Below are 13734 nucleotides of genomic sequence, written 5' to 3'. Positions count from 1 at the left end.
TCACGGGCCGGTTCCGCGAACAGGCCGCGGTTTTGCCGTTCCGTATCCTTAAAGGGAGGGAGGCGACGCGGTGGAGACCATCAACAGCAAGCTCATCAACTGGGCCTCGATCCTGGAAGAGAAGACCCGCGAACAGGCCCTCGCCACGGCCACGCTGCCCATCATCTACCCGCACCTGGCCCTGATGCCGGACGCGCATTTGGGCAAGGGCGCCACCGTGGGCTCGGTCATTCCCACCCTGCACGCGATTATTCCGGCCGCGGTCGGGGTGGACATCGGCTGCGGCATGATCGCCGTGCGGACCCAGTATCTGGTGAAGGACCTGCCCAGGAACCGGAAACCCCTGCGTGAGGCCATCGAGCGCGCCATCCCGCTGTCTGCCGGCCACAACAACAGGATGGTCCAGGCCACCGCCGTTCCGCGGGTCGCCGAGCTTTCGAAGCTGGCAGCCAAAGCCGGCTTCAATCCCGCCCAGTATGTGGAGAAATGGGACCTGCAGCTGGGCTCGCTTGGCTCGGGCAACCACTTCATTGAGGTCTCCGCGGACGAGAACGACGCCGTCTGGCTGTTCCTGCACTCCGGCTCACGCGGCGTGGGCAACAAGATCGCCCAGCACCACATCGGCGTCGCCCAGAGTGTCACCAGCAAGCGCGGGACCCGCGTGCCCGATCCGGACCTGGCGTACCTGGAAGAGGGCACGCCGGAGTTCAGGAGGTACATCGAGGAGCTGCGCTGGGCCCAGCACTTTGCCCTGCTGAACCGCGAGGAAATGATGGACCGCGTCCTCATGCAGTTCCGCAATTGGGTAGGCGGGCCGGTCAAGGAACGGGAGCGGATCAACTGCCACCACAACTTCACCCAGCTCGAGACGCACTACGGCAAGTCGGTGTGGGTGTCGCGGAAGGGCGCCATCAAAGCCGAGCGGGGCGATCCGGGACTTATTCCGGGGTCCATGGGGACGGCGTCGTACGTTGTTGAAGGACTGGGGAACCCGGCCTCCCTGAACTCCTCCCCGCACGGTGCCGGCCGCGAATACTCCCGGAACGCCGCCCGCAAAACCTTCTCATTGACAGAACTCAAGCAGGCCATGCACGGCATCGAGTTCCGGGCCAGCGAGGCATTCATCGACGAAATCCCGGCCGCGTACAAGCCCATCGACGTGGTGATGCGCGACGCCGCGGACCTCGTGAAGGTACGGCACAAGCTGCGCCAGCTCGTCAACGTCAAGGGCAACTGAAGTCCGCGGAGACCGTCCCCAAGCCACTCAATGTGACGCTAGATGAACCAGCGTGACCCCCCGTTTCCGCGTCATTGAACGGGTTTATGACACTCCCTATGGTGAAACAATGACTAGTTCCAAGCCCGGGATGATCCGCATCGTGGCAGGCGAAAGCGCAGCTCCCCAGCGCAAGCGTGCCATCGAGGCTTTCCTGGCTATCGGTCTGGTCCTCCTGATCGCCGTCGGCGCCGTGGTGGCGTCCACCATCTCCCGTAACACGGACGCGCAGGCCGCAACACCCGAGCCCACCCCGGCCGCCGAGCTGAAGCTGGGCTACTTCGGAAACCTGACCCACGCCCCGGCGCTGGTGGGACTGAAACAGGGAATCCTGGCGCGGAACCTCGGCAGCACTAAGCTCAGCACCGAGACATTCAATGCCGGTCCGGCCGCCATCGAAGCGCTGAACGCCGGTGCCATCGACGCCACGTACATCGGCCCGAACCCGGCGATCAATTCGTTTGTCAAGAGCCGTGGCGAGTCCATCAGCGTCATCGCCGGTGCCGCCGCGGGCGGTGCCCAGCTGGTGGTGAAACCGGACATCACCTCCGCCGCCGACCTCCGCGGCAAAACCCTCGCCTCCCCGCAGCTGGGCGGCACGCAGGACGTGGCCCTCCGCGCCTGGCTTTCCGGCCAGGGCTACAAAACCAACGTGGACGGCAGCGGCGACGTCGCCATCAACCCCACCGAGAACGCCCAGACGCTGAAGCTTTTCCAGGACGGAAAGCTCGACGGCGCGTGGTTGCCCGAGCCGTGGGCCTCCCGCCTGGTGCTGACTGCGGGCGCGCACGTGCTGGTGGATGAAAAGGACCTCTGGGACGGTTCCGCCTCGGGCAAGCCCGGTGAGTTTCCCACCACCATCCTGATCGTGAACAGGAAATTTGCCGCCGCGCACCCTGAGACCGTGAAGGCCCTGCTCAAGGGCCACACCGAGTCCGTGGCCTGGCTCAACAACACACCTGTGGCTGAGAAGTCCGCGGCCATCAATGCCGCCCTGCAGGAATCCGCCGGCGCTGCCCTCCCGGCCGACGTCCTGGACAGGTCCCTGCAGAACGTTGTCTTCACCGTTGACCCGCTCGCCGGTACCTACCCCAAGCTGCTCAAGGACGGGGTGGAGGCCGGCACCACCAAGCAGGCCGACATCTCCGGCCTGTTCGAACTCCGCGCGCTGAACGAAGTCCTCGCAGCGGGAAGTGCCGGACAGCACATCTCAGCCGCCGGCCTCGGCCAGGACTGACCCCGCGTTACAAGCCATCCACCAACCTAAGGACGGGACCATGCCAGTCGTACTGGAAAACCTGGGCAAGCGCTTCGGCGACGGCGCCCCGGTGCTGGACGACGTCAACGCCACCATCGGCGCGGGCGAGTTCGTCGCCCTCCTCGGTGCGTCCGGCTGCGGCAAATCCACCCTGTTGAACATCATGGCGGGACTGGAAGTCCCGACGTCGGGCGCCCTCGAAGTGCCCAGCGACGGTGCCGCATTTATGTTCCAGGACGCCGCACTTTTCCCGTGGCTGACGGCGCGGGAGAACATCGAGCTGGCATTGAAGCTGCGCGGCGTTGGCAAGTCGCAGCGCCGGGTCAAGGCAGATGAGCTCCTGGATCTGGTGCACCTCGGCGAGGCCGGGGACAAGCGCCCGCACGAGCTCTCCGGCGGTATGCGCCAGCGCGTGGCACTGGCCCGCTCGCTCGCGCAGGACCGGCAGCTGCTGCTGATGGACGAGCCTTTTGCCGCGCTCGACGCCATCACCCGCGACCTCCTCCACGACGAGCTGGAACGCATCTGGAAGGAAACCGGGCGCACAATCGTCTTTGTCACACACAACGTCCGCGAGGCCGTGCGGCTGGGCCAGCGCGTCCTGCTGCTCTCGTCCCGCCCCGGCCGGGTGGTCCAGGAATGGGCTGTCTCCGAGGAACACCGAACCGACGCCGGCCTGGCCGGCCAGCTGACCGGGGTCATCACCGCCCGGCTGCGCGAGGAGATCCGCCGCCATGCCAAATAACCCCACCCCTCTGGCCGAAGAGAAGCCGGTAGCGGAGCACGCTTCCACGGAAAAGGTCCACGCCGCGTTGACCCGCTCGTCCACCGGGAACGAGGATCTGCGCGAGCTTGAAGCAGGCCTGGATTCCCTGCAGTCCGACGCCGCACGCAAGCACCGGATCGACTGGAGCCGCATCCTCTTGCCGGTTGCCGCCCTGGTGGTCCTGGTCCTGGTCTGGCAGTTCTACGTCTCCCTCGGTGTCAAGCGCCGCGACCTGGTTCCCGGCCCGCTCGATGTGCTGGGCCAGATCGGCGTGCTGTGGGGCGAGGGCAAGCTGCAGGAGGCTGTATGGACCTCGCTCCAGCGCGGCATCGTGGGGTTCCTGATTTCTGTGGCGATTGCTACTCCGGTGGGGCTGCTGCTGGCCCAGGTAGCGCCGCTGCGCCGGGCGTTCGGCCCGCTGATTTCCGGCCTGCAGGTGCTGCCGTCGGTGGCCTGGGTTCCGGCCGCGATCATCTGGTTCGGCCTTACCGACGCCACCGTCTACTTCGTGGTGTTCATGGGCGCCATCCCGTCCATCATCAACGGCCTGATCTCCGGCGTGGACCAGATTCCGCCGCAGTACCGCCGCGTGGGGACCGTCCTTGGTGCTAACCGCCTGCAGATGGCGCTGCAGATTGTCCTTCCCGCGGCCCTGCCCGGCTACCTCGGCGGGCTGAAGCAGGGCTGGGCGTTCTCGTGGCGCTCCCTCATGGCCGCCGAAATCATTGCAGTGGGCGGCACCATCGGCTTCGGCCTGGGCTCGCTGCTGGACCAGGGCCGCGTCCTGTCCGACATGACCGTGGTGATGGCCGCGATCCTGCTGATCCTGGCCGTGGGCATCCTGATCGAACTCCTTGTCTTCGCGCCGATCGAGAAGCGCCTCCTCCGCAGCCGCGGCCTTCTCGCCGGCAGCACCCGCTAGCCCTCTGTTTCCTGCAACGCGGGGTCAGATCCAGCCCAAAAAACACCGGTTATCGGGCCGTATCTGACCCCGCGTTGCTTCTAGGCCGGCGACGGAACCCCGGGACGGCACCCCGCGACGGAGAGCCCGACGGCGAGTCCCGCCGTCGTGCGCTGCCGTGCTGGGCGACCTAACGGCGTCCGAAAGCCCGCAGCGCCGGGGCACATTGACACGGACACGCCGCCAAAAAGGGCCGGTCCAAGGCCATATACCGCCAATGTGCCCCGTTGCGGCTGCATCAGAAGCTACGGCTTTGGGAACGGCGGCGGCCCCAGGATCTCGATGCCGCCGTTCAGCCGCCCGGATTCGCGGATGCGGTCAAAGTCCACAATGCCCGTAACGTCGCCGGCGGCGAGCGGTTCGCTGGCGCCGACATAGAAAGCCTGAGCGCCTCCCGGAGTGTGCAGGCACAGCACGCGGGTTCCATCCTGCGTGACTTTGAAGGCGTGCGGAACGCCTCTCGGTGCAATGGTCACCCCGCCGGCCGCGACCCGGTGCTCCACACCGTCCATGTTCATCAGAATCTCGCCGGAGAGGATGTACATCGTTTCGTCGGATTCCGGGTGGGTGTGGAGGGGAGTCACCTTGTTCAGGGCCATCTCATCCTCGAAGAGCAGGAACGCCCCGGCCGTGTCCTCCTCGGTGGCCTTCCAGGTCTGCACGCCGCCGCCGAAGAACCAGCGCCTCTGCCCCTCGCCGGGTTGGCGGATTATTGCTGATGCTGAATTCTTCGTCTTCATGGTGTCCGCCTCGGTGTTGAGAACCTTTATGGGACACATGTCCCATAACAAGACTCGTGTATCATGAGTGGCGTGTCAAGACCTTATCTGGACGTCGGAAGAACAGGGCAGAAGCGCCGCACCCTGGATGCGCTGGTAGCGGCGGCGCGGAACATCGTGGCGTCCGGTGCCACCCCCACCGTGGACGAGGCCGCCCTCGCTGCGGGGGTCGCGCGGAGTACGGCCTACCGGTACTTTCCCAGCCAGCGGGAGCTTTTGGCTGCGGCCCATCCGGAAACCGGGCGGAAATCGATGCTGCCCGAGGACCCGCCGGAGGGGGCAGCCGAGCGGGTTGATGCCGTGGTAGTCGAGTTCACCCGGATGATCATCGAGACCGAGGCGCAGCAGCGGACCATGCTGCGGCTGTCCCTCGAAGCCGCAGAGGGTCAGGAGCGCAGCCTGCCCCTTCGTCAGGGCCGCGCGATCGCCTGGATCACCGAGGCCCTTGCCCCGCTTCAGGGCCAGCTCACGGAGGCGGAAATCCATCAGCTAGTACTGGCGATCCGCAGCGCCACGGGAATTGAGGCGCTTGTCTGGCTGACCGACATTGGCGGGCTGAGCAGGGACGCCGCCGTCGCCTCGATGCGGTGGACGGCGAACGCACTCCTCAACCAGGCGCTGTCACGAGGGCTGCCGGCCGCCGAATGATCTGCCGTCCCTCCAACGAGGGGTCAGTCCCGGCCCAATAACCATCATTTATCGGGCCGGGACTGACCCCGCGTTGGTGGTTTCTGGGTTGTGCTTACGACGACGACGGCGGCCCGGCCTATGTGACGCAGCGTTACCTTACGTGAACTGGTGTTTCCGCGCCGTTGTTGGCGAATGTGACGGCAACCTACCGTTGATCCATGGCAATTCAGGATATTTACCCCACAGCGCTGCGGCTGCTCGGCCGCCCGGTGCTGGTGGTGGGCGGCGGCCCCGTGGCTGCGCGCCGCGCCAAGGGGCTGCTCGACGCCGGTGCCCGGGTCACCGTGGTCGCCCCCGTTGCCTCCGCCGCGCTCCGCGAACTGGCCGACGCCGGTCTCCTCACCTGGGAGCCTCGACCGTACCGCCCGGAAGACGTCGACGGCGTCTGGTTCGTCCAGACCGCAACCGGGGATCCCGCTGTGGACACCCGGGTCTCGGCCGACGCCGAGGCGCAGCGCATCTGGTGCGTCAACGCCTCCGACCACGAAGCCTCAGCCGCTTGGACTCCCGCCGTTGCGGTTGTCGATGATGTGCACATCGCCGTGAACGCCGGGGGAGACCCGCGCCGCGCCATGGCCCTGCGCAACGCCGTCGCCACCGCCCTGGAGACCGGCGACCTCCCGCTCCGCCGCCGCCGCGCCAGCGGGGCCGGATCAGTGGCCCTCGTGGGCGGCGGACCCGGCGACACCGGACTCATCACCGTCCGCGGTCGACGGCTCCTCGGCCAGGCCGACGTCGTCGTGGCTGACCGCCTCGGCCCCCGCGAGCTGCTCAACGAACTCGCCCCGGACGTCCGCGTGATCGAAGTGGGCAAAACCCCCGGCCACCATCCCGTACCGCAGGCTGAGATCAACCGGATCCTGGTGGAGGAGGCCCTCAAGGGTCACCGTGTGGTCCGGCTCAAGGGCGGGGACCCCTACGTCCTGGGCCGGGGCGGCGAGGAAGCCGAATACTGCCGGCAGCACGGCGTCGAGGTTGAAGTCGTTTCCGGCGTCACCTCTGCCATCTCCGTACCCGCCGCCGCCGGCATCCCGGTGACGCACCGCGGCCTGGCCAAGGGTTTCAGCGTGGTCACCGGCCACGAGGAGCTGTCCGAGGTTCCCGCCCGCGCGGACCACACCATCGTCCTGCTGATGGGCGTTGCCGCGCTCCGCGATTCCGCATCCGCCCTGGGCAGAGCCGGTTTGCCTCAGGACACTCCGGTTGGCATCGTTGAGAACGGCTATCTGCCGAATCAGCGCGTGACGATCGGCACGCTTGGTTCCATCGCCGACCAGGCGGAAGCCGCCGGCGTCGCGAATCCCGCTGTGATTGTCATCGGTGACGTGGTGCGCGTCAGCCCGTTCGCGCCGTCGCACTTCAAGACCGCCGATTACGGCACCACCAGCCCGAACAAGCCCCGAGTCCTCACCTCCTAGCTTCGAAGAAAAGGAACACAGCCGTGTCAACCAGCACCTCCGTAGGATCTGCCGAACGTCCGCTGCGCGTCGCCGTGGTGGGCTCCGGCCCGGCCGGCGTCTACGCCGCGGACATCCTCACCAAGAGCGAAGCCGTCAAGAGCGGCGAGCTGACCGTCAGCATCGACCTCTTTGACCGCTACCCGGCACCCTACGGCCTGATCCGCTACGGCGTGGCCCCGGACCACCCGCGCATCAAGGGCATCGTCAACGCCCTGCACAAGGTCCTGGACCGCGGCGACATCCGCTTCTTCGGCAACGTGGACTACGGCACGGACATCTCCATCGAGGACCTGCGCACCCACTACGACGCCGTCATCTTCGCCACCGGCGCCATCAAGGACGCGGACCTGAACATTCCGGGCATCGAGCTTGAGGGCTCCTTCGGCGGCGCGGACTTCGTCTCCTGGTACGACGGCCACCCCGACGTTTCCCGCGAATGGCCGCTGGATGCCAAGGAAATCGCCGTGATCGGCAACGGCAACGTGGCCCTGGACGTGGCGCGTGTGCTGTCCAAGCACGCCGACGACCTCCTGGCCTCCGAGATCCCGGACAACGTCTACGCCGGCCTGAAAAACTCCCCGGTCACTGACGTGCATGTCTTCGGCCGCCGCGGTCCCGCCCAGGTCAAGTTCACCCCGCTGGAGCTCCGCGAACTCTCCCACTCCAAGGACGTGGACATCATCCTCTACGCCGAGGACTTCGAGTTCGACGAGGAATCGGACCGCCAGATCCAGAGCAACAACCAGACCAAGACCATGGTTGGCACGCTCACCAACTGGATCGCCGAGCAGCCCGAGGACCTCTCCGAGCTCAAGGCCTCCCGCCGCCTGCACCTGCACTTCCTGCACAGCCCGGTGGAGATCTACGACGACGCCGAGACCCCCGGCCGCGTTGCCGGCATGAAGTTCGAGCGCACCGAGCTGGACGGCACCGGCAACGCCCGCGGCACCGGCGAGTTCGTGGACTACCCGGTCCAGGCCGTGTACCGCGCGATCGGCTACTTCGGTTCGGCCCTGCCGGAGATCGAGTTCGACCACAAGAAGGGCGTTGTACCGAACGACGGCGGCCGCGTCCTGGATGCCGCCGGCACCCACGTGCCGGGCATCTACGCCACTGGCTGGATCAAGCGCGGACCCGTCGGCCTCATCGGCCACACCAAGGGCGACGCACTGGAGACCGTGACCTACCTGCTGGAGGACCGCGAAAACCTGCCGGTTGCCGCCGTTCCCGAAGCGCATGCCGTCGTCGAACTCCTCGATGCCCGCGGCGTTCAGTTCACCAGCTGGGAAGGCTGGCTCGCCCTGGACGCCCACGAGCTCGCGCTCGGTGCCGCGGCCACCGAGGCCGGCGGATCCCACGGTGTTGAGGTCAAGCGCGAGCGCATCAAGGTGGTGCCGCGCGAGGACATGGTAGCCATCTCCCGCGACGGCGTGGCCGCCCAGGTCTAGCCCCATCCATCCAGCGCACCCCCTACAACCAACGCGGGGTCACTTTTCGCCCTCCCGGACGGGTTTATTGGGCGCAGAGTGACCCCGCGTTGCTTCTTAACCCGCCCCCAGGAAGCCTCCGTGGGTAGGATGTGCACAGGAGTTTTTGACTGGGTTGGGGGACCGGATGACGCATGCACTTGAGCTGGATCAGAAAGAACAGGCCGCGGCGTGGGACAGGCGGTGCCGGAAACTGCTGGTGGGCTATGGATTACTGACGTTTCTGACCGGGATGCCCGTGATGGGTGCCTTCTTCTACTGCCTCACCTGGTTCATCGAGCTGCTGACGCCCTTGGTGAACGGGGAACTGGCTTACGGAATGCCTGGCTACTACGAGTATCACTCGGCCAAAGACTCCGTCCTGGTAATCACCGCTGTCCTGCTTGTTGTCGTCATTGCGTGGACGGTGTGGGCCTACCGCTGGTACAAGAAACGCATTAGCGCACTCGGCCCCCGGCCAGGCGGATACCCCGGGAGATGGAAGACCTGGCTCGGCGCCCCGGACGCGGCATAGGCACCCTCCGGAACCAGGCGACTGACAGCCTACAACCAACGCGGGGTCACTTTTCGCCTTCCCGGACGGGTTTTTTGGGCGCGGAGTGACCCCGCGTTGCTTTTAGTTCCCCGCCCCGCCGGCGGCCATGAGTTCGAGCCGGTTCAGGGTTTCCCGGTTCCGCACATCGATCACCGGGCTGCGCAGCGCCTTGGGAACCAGTTTGCCCGGTCCGCGGATGGCGTCCTCCGAAATGGTCACCAAGGACTGCGTTCCCCGGTCCTCGAGCGTGATGACAACCTTGGCCTCGCCCAGCGGCCAGCCCCGTGCGACCAGTTCCAGGGAGCGGCCCGGTTCGACGGCGGTCACCCGCGAGCTGTCGTTGATCACCAGCGGCCAGACGCCCACTGAGTGGTGGAGCCGTGAGCCGACCTCCGGCCAGTGTGCGTCCACTGCACGGATCCGGGAGGCGCCCACCACCCAGCCGGAGTACAGCCAGCCGTCGGCGATCACCTTCCAGACGTCCTCCGCCGGGGAGTTGAACAGTTGGCTCACGGTTGACATGGCTTTCCTTCCGTTGATGGATCTGGTGGCTGCTCGTGCGGTTACATCCGGCCGAACCGGGCCCGGACCAGCGCGAAGATGCCGTAGCAGATGAAGCCGACTCCGATCGCGACCAGCAGGTAGGGGCCATAAGGGTGTTCCCGAAGCGCCTTCAGGCTGCCGTCCAGCCCCGTGGACTCCTCGGGTCTCTGCTTCGCGGCGGCGATGACGAACAGCAGCCCGACCAGGTTGAGCGCGATCCCTTTGGCCACGTGCCCCGTGACGCCCAGCAAGTCGATAAGCTTTCCGCGCCGCCTGCCCTCGAACCGGAACAGCTCTTCTTTGAACCCGCGACGCACCCCCTTCACCACAAAGTAGACGCCCACGCCCATGATTGCCAGGCCCACAGCCACGAGCAGCGGGAGACCCAGGGGCGCATGAAGGACGGCGGTACTGAAATCCCGCGTTGTGTCGCCGGAGTCCCCGCGCATCCCGACGGCGAAACTCGCGAAGCTGAGTCCCACGCTGCCGTAGGCGAGAAAAAGAAAGCCGGACGAAACCAGCTTCCCCAGCTGTTCCTTCCGGGGCAGGTGCCGGGCACGGAGCGTTGCCTCACTGAGCTGCCAAAGCGCCAGGCCGGTGCACGCAACCACGCAGGACCACAGCACGGCAGGCCCCCACGGGTTCGCCGCGAGCTGCTCGATGGCGCCGGTGGCCTCGGCCTGGCCCGGCTGACCGAAGGCCAAAGCAATGGCGATGGCGCCCACAATCATGTGGAGCAGCGCCATCACGGCAAAGCCCGAGCGCGCAACAACATCCAGCGCCTTGGTGTCCGACGCCTCCTCGACGGCGTCAGCCGCCTCGCTGATGGTGGAATCTGCATCGGACATGGTCAGCCGTTCATGGGTCCTTCGGCGTGCAGCTTGGCGGCGCCGGGTCCCTCGACGTGCACGGTGCAGCGGACCACGAGCTTGCCGGGAGCATGGTCCAGCTCCACCAGGCTGTCATTTGCGCTGAGGGCGGTGAAGACTTCGGAGCCGGCAACCACGGCCACACCCTTGGCCCGGGCGGTCTCAGTGGCGTTTTCCAGAGCTTCCTTCTCGAGGCCGGAGATGTACGCTTCGTCATCCTGACGGGCGGGATCGCCGAACGCCCAGCCGAACAAAGTTCCAGTGTTTTCCATGGCGACGATATTACGCGCAACCATACTGGAAGTCGGGGTTTCGTAACATTAGTAAGTGTGCTTACCATGGGCTGACCATGACTTTGATGGGACACGGCGGTGAAGACCGCTCCAGCGGCACCTCAGAACCGAATCGACGTAAGGAAACACATCATGGCAGGAAATCTTCTGGCCCGCTCAATTCATGATCTGACGGCCGGCGCGTGGTTTGGCGGATCGCTGATGGGAGCCATCGGACTGAACGGGGCCGCGGCGGAGGCCAAGGACCCGGCCGAGCGCACCAAGCTTTCCAGCTCCGGCTGGATGAAGTGGGCGCCCATTCAGACGGCGGCATTCGTCTCGCACCTGGCGGCGGACCTCGCCATCGCCTGGGAGAACAAGGAGCGGATCGCCAAGCAGGACGGCGTAGCACGGGACACGGTGATCAAGACGGCAGTGACCGTGGCCGGCGCAGCGGTGACGCTGTACGCAGGCATCCTCGGCAAGAAGGTGGACAAGCTCTCGGACCAGGGTGCGGTGGGCGCCACCGAGCCCCGGCCCGAAGCCTCGGATGAGCTGAAGTCGGCACAGCAGCAGCTCAAGGTCCTCCAGTGGGCCATCCCGGCCTTTGCCGGTGCCGTGATCATCCTTGGCGCCAAGCACGGCGAAATGCAGCGCCCGAAGAACGTCTTCGCCGGCCTCCGTTCCTAACCAGCAGGCAAGACCGGCATCGCGGGGTCACTCCGTGCCCAATTCAGCGACTTGAATGGGCGGGGAGTGACCCCGCGTTGTTGGAAGTACGACGTCGGGCCGGCACCCAGGTGCCTGCCCGACGTCGTGCGTTGTCCCGGCGAAGCGTCAGACGGGCTGGGTGTTGGGCGGCGGGAGGTCCGGGTTCATGTCCTGAAGGTTCGGGTCCTCGGCCGTCCACACCTGGATGATCGCCCACACCACGGCCGCGAGCGGGACGGACAGGACGGCGCCGATGATCCCGGCCAGGATGGTGCCGGCGGTCAGGGCCATGAGGATCACCAGGGCGTGGAGCTGCAGGGATTTGCCCATCACGATCGGCTGGAGCAGGTCGCCCTCGAGCTGGTTCACCGCCACCACCACGGCAACCACAATCAGGGCAACCACCGGACCGTTGGCAACGAGGGCAACCAGGGCCGCCAGGATGCCGGCAACTGTTGCGCCCACCAGGGGGATGAACGCCGTGATGAACACGATGATGGCCAGCGGAATGGCCAGGGGTACCTGGAGGATCAGCAGTGCTGCACCGATGGCCACGGTATCCACCAGGGCGACGATGGCTGTGCCTCGGACGTAGCCACCCAGTACTTCCAGCGTGCGGCGCCCCACCCGGCGCAGTTTCTCCTCGCGCTCACCCTTGAAGGGGCGGAGCATGAAATTCCAGATCTTGGCGCCGTCTTTGAGGAAGAAGAACAGGATGACCAGCAGCAGGCCGGCTCCAGCCAGGAATTCCGTCACCACAGACAACCCGGTGATGGCGCCGGAGCGGGCCTGGCTGCTGGTGGCGAACTGGATGATCCCCTCCCTGGCCTGGTCCAGCTGGGCCGGGTCTATCGGGATGGGGCCGTTGATCAGGAACTGCTCCAGTTCGTCGAGCCCGGCGGAGGCCTTCTCGGCCAGTTCAGCCCACTGGTTTCGGACCGACAGGTAGATAACCGTGCCCACCCCGGCGAGCACAACCAGAAGGGCCACAAACGCCACCGCGGTGGCTGCGCCGCCGGGAAGGCCGCGGCGGCGGAGCATGTTCACGAAGGGTCCGATTGCCGCGGCAAGAATCAGCGCGATCAGGACGGGAATGACGAGCAGCTTGATCTGCATCAGCGCGTAAACGGACACGGCAGCAACTACCAGGATCAGCAGGATCTGGGCGGACCGGATTCCTACCCGGCCCAAGGCGTCGGCCCACAGGGCGCTGGGCGGCTTTCGCCCCGGCGGCTGGGTGCCGGATGCGGCCGCAGCAGGTGGCTGGGCCGCGCTGCCCGGCGGCGCGGGCGGCTTCGGCGACGGCTCGTGCTCGGACAGGTGCGCTTCTTGCGCCATGGGTGCTCCTTCATCGGCCGGCACCCTGCGTGCGCGCGGCACCCAGGGATCTATTACCTACGTCAAACAGTAAGCCTACTGATGGTCTGGGTCCCAGCGGGGATTACGCGCGCAGCCACTCTGCACAGGAATGCAGGTTCCGGTTGACGGTGGCCACGGCGGCCTCCGGGTCGCGGGCTTCAATCGCCTCAACCAGCTCGCCGTGGCCCTCGTCCGTGAGGCCGTCAAGCCTGCCGCGGCGCTGCTGCTTCAACAGTTCCTGATGGAACACACCGCCGAAGCTGACGTAAAGCTCGTGCAGCAGCGGGTTGCCGGAGGCCCGGGCAACGCCCTCGTGGAATGCCCAGTCGGCCCGGGCCCAGCCCTCGTAATCGGCGGCCTCCCACGCGAGGGCGCGGGTGGTGAGCGTGGCCCGCAAGGAAGTGACGTCGTCGGCCGTTGCATTCCGGGCGGCAAGGCGGGCTGCCTGGGTGTCCAGCCCGAGCCTGACCTCGAGGATGTGTTCCTCCGTGTGGTCCTGGTACATCCGCCGTGCGGCGCCGGACATCTCGCTGGTGGCGCGGACGTAGGTCCCGTCGCCGCGGCGGACCTCGAGCATCCCGCCGTGGGCCAGGGCCTTGATGGCCTCCCGGAGCGTGCCCCGGGAGACGCCAAGCCGGGCCATCAGCTCGGGCTCGGAGGGTATCCGCTGGTTCAGCGGCCATTCGCCCGAGTGGATCATTTCCCGCAGCTTGGCGGTGACTTCGTCCGCAAGCGGCTGGCGGTGCGAGGTGCTCAGCGTCATGGCGT

15 protein-coding genes are annotated in these 13734 nt (G+C 66.6%); 9 read left to right on the top strand and 6 right to left on the bottom strand.

Features of this window, described 5'->3' with window-relative positions:
* The first annotated feature begins 70 nt into the window (after positions 1–70).
* From ABIA70_RS04345 to ABIA70_RS04330, 4 genes are all read left to right on the top strand, one after another.
* Complete coding sequence (locus ABIA70_RS04345) at positions 71–1237, top strand: RtcB family protein (protein ID WP_354146329.1); 1167 nt, start codon at positions 71–73, stop codon at positions 1235–1237.
* A gap of 130 nt (positions 1238–1367) precedes the next feature.
* Positions 1368–2513 (top strand): ABC transporter substrate-binding protein, encoded by a 1146-nt coding sequence (locus tag ABIA70_RS04340; RefSeq protein WP_354146591.1) that lies wholly within the window; start codon positions 1368–1370, stop codon positions 2511–2513.
* A gap of 40 nt (positions 2514–2553) precedes the next feature.
* The gene (locus tag ABIA70_RS04335) at positions 2554–3279 is read left to right on the top strand and encodes an ABC transporter ATP-binding protein (RefSeq protein WP_108598526.1); all 726 of its coding nucleotides are present in this window, start codon (positions 2554–2556) and stop codon (positions 3277–3279) included.
* Entirely contained in the window at positions 3269–4222 is a 954-nt protein-coding gene (locus ABIA70_RS04330) for an ABC transporter permease (protein WP_354146328.1), read from the top strand. The genes ABIA70_RS04335 and ABIA70_RS04330 overlap by 11 nt, the downstream gene beginning before the upstream one ends.
* A gap of 284 nt (positions 4223–4506) precedes the next feature.
* Here the strand turns inward: ABIA70_RS04330 and ABIA70_RS04325 are convergent, their stop codons facing one another.
* Positions 4507–5001, bottom strand: coding sequence for a cupin domain-containing protein (locus ABIA70_RS04325; RefSeq protein ID WP_354146327.1), 495 nt, complete (start codon positions 4999–5001; stop codon positions 4507–4509).
* 63 nt (positions 5002–5064) lie between these two features.
* Here ABIA70_RS04325 and ABIA70_RS04320 point away from each other — a divergent pair, with 63 nt between their 5' ends.
* From ABIA70_RS04320 to ABIA70_RS04305, 4 genes are all read left to right on the top strand, one after another.
* Positions 5065–5688: a TetR/AcrR family transcriptional regulator gene (locus tag ABIA70_RS04320; protein WP_354146326.1), complete on the top strand. Its 624-nt coding sequence runs from the start codon at positions 5065–5067 to the stop codon at positions 5686–5688.
* A 200-nt stretch (positions 5689–5888) separates the two neighbouring features.
* Positions 5889–7148: a uroporphyrinogen-III C-methyltransferase gene (gene cobA / locus ABIA70_RS04315; protein WP_354146325.1), complete on the top strand. Its 1260-nt coding sequence runs from the start codon at positions 5889–5891 to the stop codon at positions 7146–7148.
* A gap of 23 nt (positions 7149–7171) precedes the next feature.
* Positions 7172–8638 carry an FAD-dependent oxidoreductase gene (locus tag ABIA70_RS04310; RefSeq protein ID WP_354146324.1) on the top strand — a complete coding sequence of 489 codons (1467 nt, stop codon included), beginning with the start codon at positions 7172–7174 and terminating at the stop codon, positions 8636–8638.
* A gap of 166 nt (positions 8639–8804) precedes the next feature.
* Positions 8805–9191, top strand: coding sequence for a hypothetical protein (locus ABIA70_RS04305; protein WP_354146323.1), 387 nt, complete (start codon positions 8805–8807; stop codon positions 9189–9191).
* Positions 9192–9293: 102 nt separating this feature from the next.
* Here ABIA70_RS04305 and ABIA70_RS04300 read toward each other — a convergent pair whose 3' ends face one another.
* From ABIA70_RS04300 to ABIA70_RS04290, 3 genes are read right to left on the bottom strand one after another with little or no spacing between them, the layout of a single operon-like run.
* The gene (locus ABIA70_RS04300; protein ID WP_354146322.1) at positions 9294–9734 is read right to left on the bottom strand and encodes an SRPBCC family protein; all 441 of its coding nucleotides are present in this window, start codon (positions 9732–9734) and stop codon (positions 9294–9296) included.
* 41 nt (positions 9735–9775) lie between these two features.
* Positions 9776–10603 carry a DUF1206 domain-containing protein gene (locus tag ABIA70_RS04295; protein ID WP_354146321.1) on the bottom strand — a complete coding sequence of 276 codons (828 nt, stop codon included), beginning with the start codon at positions 10601–10603 and terminating at the stop codon, positions 9776–9778.
* Between the two features lie 2 nt (positions 10604–10605).
* Positions 10606–10896 (bottom strand): hypothetical protein, encoded by a 291-nt coding sequence (locus ABIA70_RS04290; RefSeq protein WP_354146320.1) that lies wholly within the window; start codon positions 10894–10896, stop codon positions 10606–10608.
* A 153-nt stretch (positions 10897–11049) separates the two neighbouring features.
* On the opposite strand from ABIA70_RS04290, the gene ABIA70_RS04285 reads away from it, so the two are divergent.
* Complete coding sequence (locus ABIA70_RS04285; protein WP_354146319.1) at positions 11050–11586, top strand: hypothetical protein; 537 nt, start codon at positions 11050–11052, stop codon at positions 11584–11586.
* A gap of 147 nt (positions 11587–11733) precedes the next feature.
* Here the strand turns inward: ABIA70_RS04285 and ABIA70_RS04280 are convergent, their stop codons facing one another.
* The gene (locus tag ABIA70_RS04280; protein WP_354146318.1) at positions 11734–12945 is read right to left on the bottom strand and encodes an AI-2E family transporter; all 1212 of its coding nucleotides are present in this window, start codon (positions 12943–12945) and stop codon (positions 11734–11736) included.
* A 103-nt stretch (positions 12946–13048) separates the two neighbouring features.
* On the bottom strand, positions 13049–13729 hold the full coding sequence (locus ABIA70_RS04275; RefSeq protein WP_354146317.1) for a FadR/GntR family transcriptional regulator: 681 nt from the start codon (positions 13727–13729) through the stop codon (positions 13049–13051).
* Positions 13730–13734: the final 5 nt, after the last annotated feature.

The organism is Arthrobacter sp. 754, assembly GCF_040548695.1.
Lineage (GTDB): Bacteria > Actinomycetota > Actinomycetes > Actinomycetales > Micrococcaceae > Arthrobacter.
The sequence above is the reverse complement of the archived record's forward strand: the minus strand, read 5'-3'. Positions and strand labels throughout refer to the sequence as shown.

What these genes read in the sequence shown, in the direction of transcription:
- ABIA70_RS04340 (WP_354146591.1), top strand. Translation starts at nt 1,368, where the DNA reads ATGATCCGCATCGTGGCAGGCGAAAGCGCAGCTCCCCAGCGCAAGCGT.
- ABIA70_RS04335 (WP_108598526.1), top strand. Translation starts at nt 2,554, where the DNA reads ATGCCAGTCGTACTGGAAAACCTGGGCAAGCGCTTCGGCGACGGCGCC.
- ABIA70_RS04330 (WP_354146328.1), top strand. Translation starts at nt 3,269, where the DNA reads ATGCCAAATAACCCCACCCCTCTGGCCGAAGAGAAGCCGGTAGCGGAG.
- ABIA70_RS04325 (WP_354146327.1), bottom strand. Translation starts at nt 5,001, where the DNA reads ATGAAGACGAAGAATTCAGCATCAGCAATAATCCGCCAACCCGGCGAG.
- ABIA70_RS04320 (WP_354146326.1), top strand. Translation starts at nt 5,065, where the DNA reads ATGAGTGGCGTGTCAAGACCTTATCTGGACGTCGGAAGAACAGGGCAG.
- cobA (WP_354146325.1), top strand. Translation starts at nt 5,889, where the DNA reads ATGGCAATTCAGGATATTTACCCCACAGCGCTGCGGCTGCTCGGCCGC.
- ABIA70_RS04305 (WP_354146323.1), top strand. Translation starts at nt 8,805, where the DNA reads ATGACGCATGCACTTGAGCTGGATCAGAAAGAACAGGCCGCGGCGTGG.
- ABIA70_RS04300 (WP_354146322.1), bottom strand. Translation starts at nt 9,734, where the DNA reads ATGTCAACCGTGAGCCAACTGTTCAACTCCCCGGCGGAGGACGTCTGG.
- ABIA70_RS04295 (WP_354146321.1), bottom strand. Translation starts at nt 10,603, where the DNA reads ATGTCCGATGCAGATTCCACCATCAGCGAGGCGGCTGACGCCGTCGAG.
- ABIA70_RS04290 (WP_354146320.1), bottom strand. Translation starts at nt 10,896, where the DNA reads ATGGAAAACACTGGAACTTTGTTCGGCTGGGCGTTCGGCGATCCCGCC.
- ABIA70_RS04285 (WP_354146319.1), top strand. Translation starts at nt 11,050, where the DNA reads ATGGCAGGAAATCTTCTGGCCCGCTCAATTCATGATCTGACGGCCGGC.
- ABIA70_RS04280 (WP_354146318.1), bottom strand. Translation starts at nt 12,945, where the DNA reads ATGGCGCAAGAAGCGCACCTGTCCGAGCACGAGCCGTCGCCGAAGCCG.
- ABIA70_RS04275 (WP_354146317.1), bottom strand. Translation starts at nt 13,729, where the DNA reads ATGACGCTGAGCACCTCGCACCGCCAGCCGCTTGCGGACGAAGTCACC.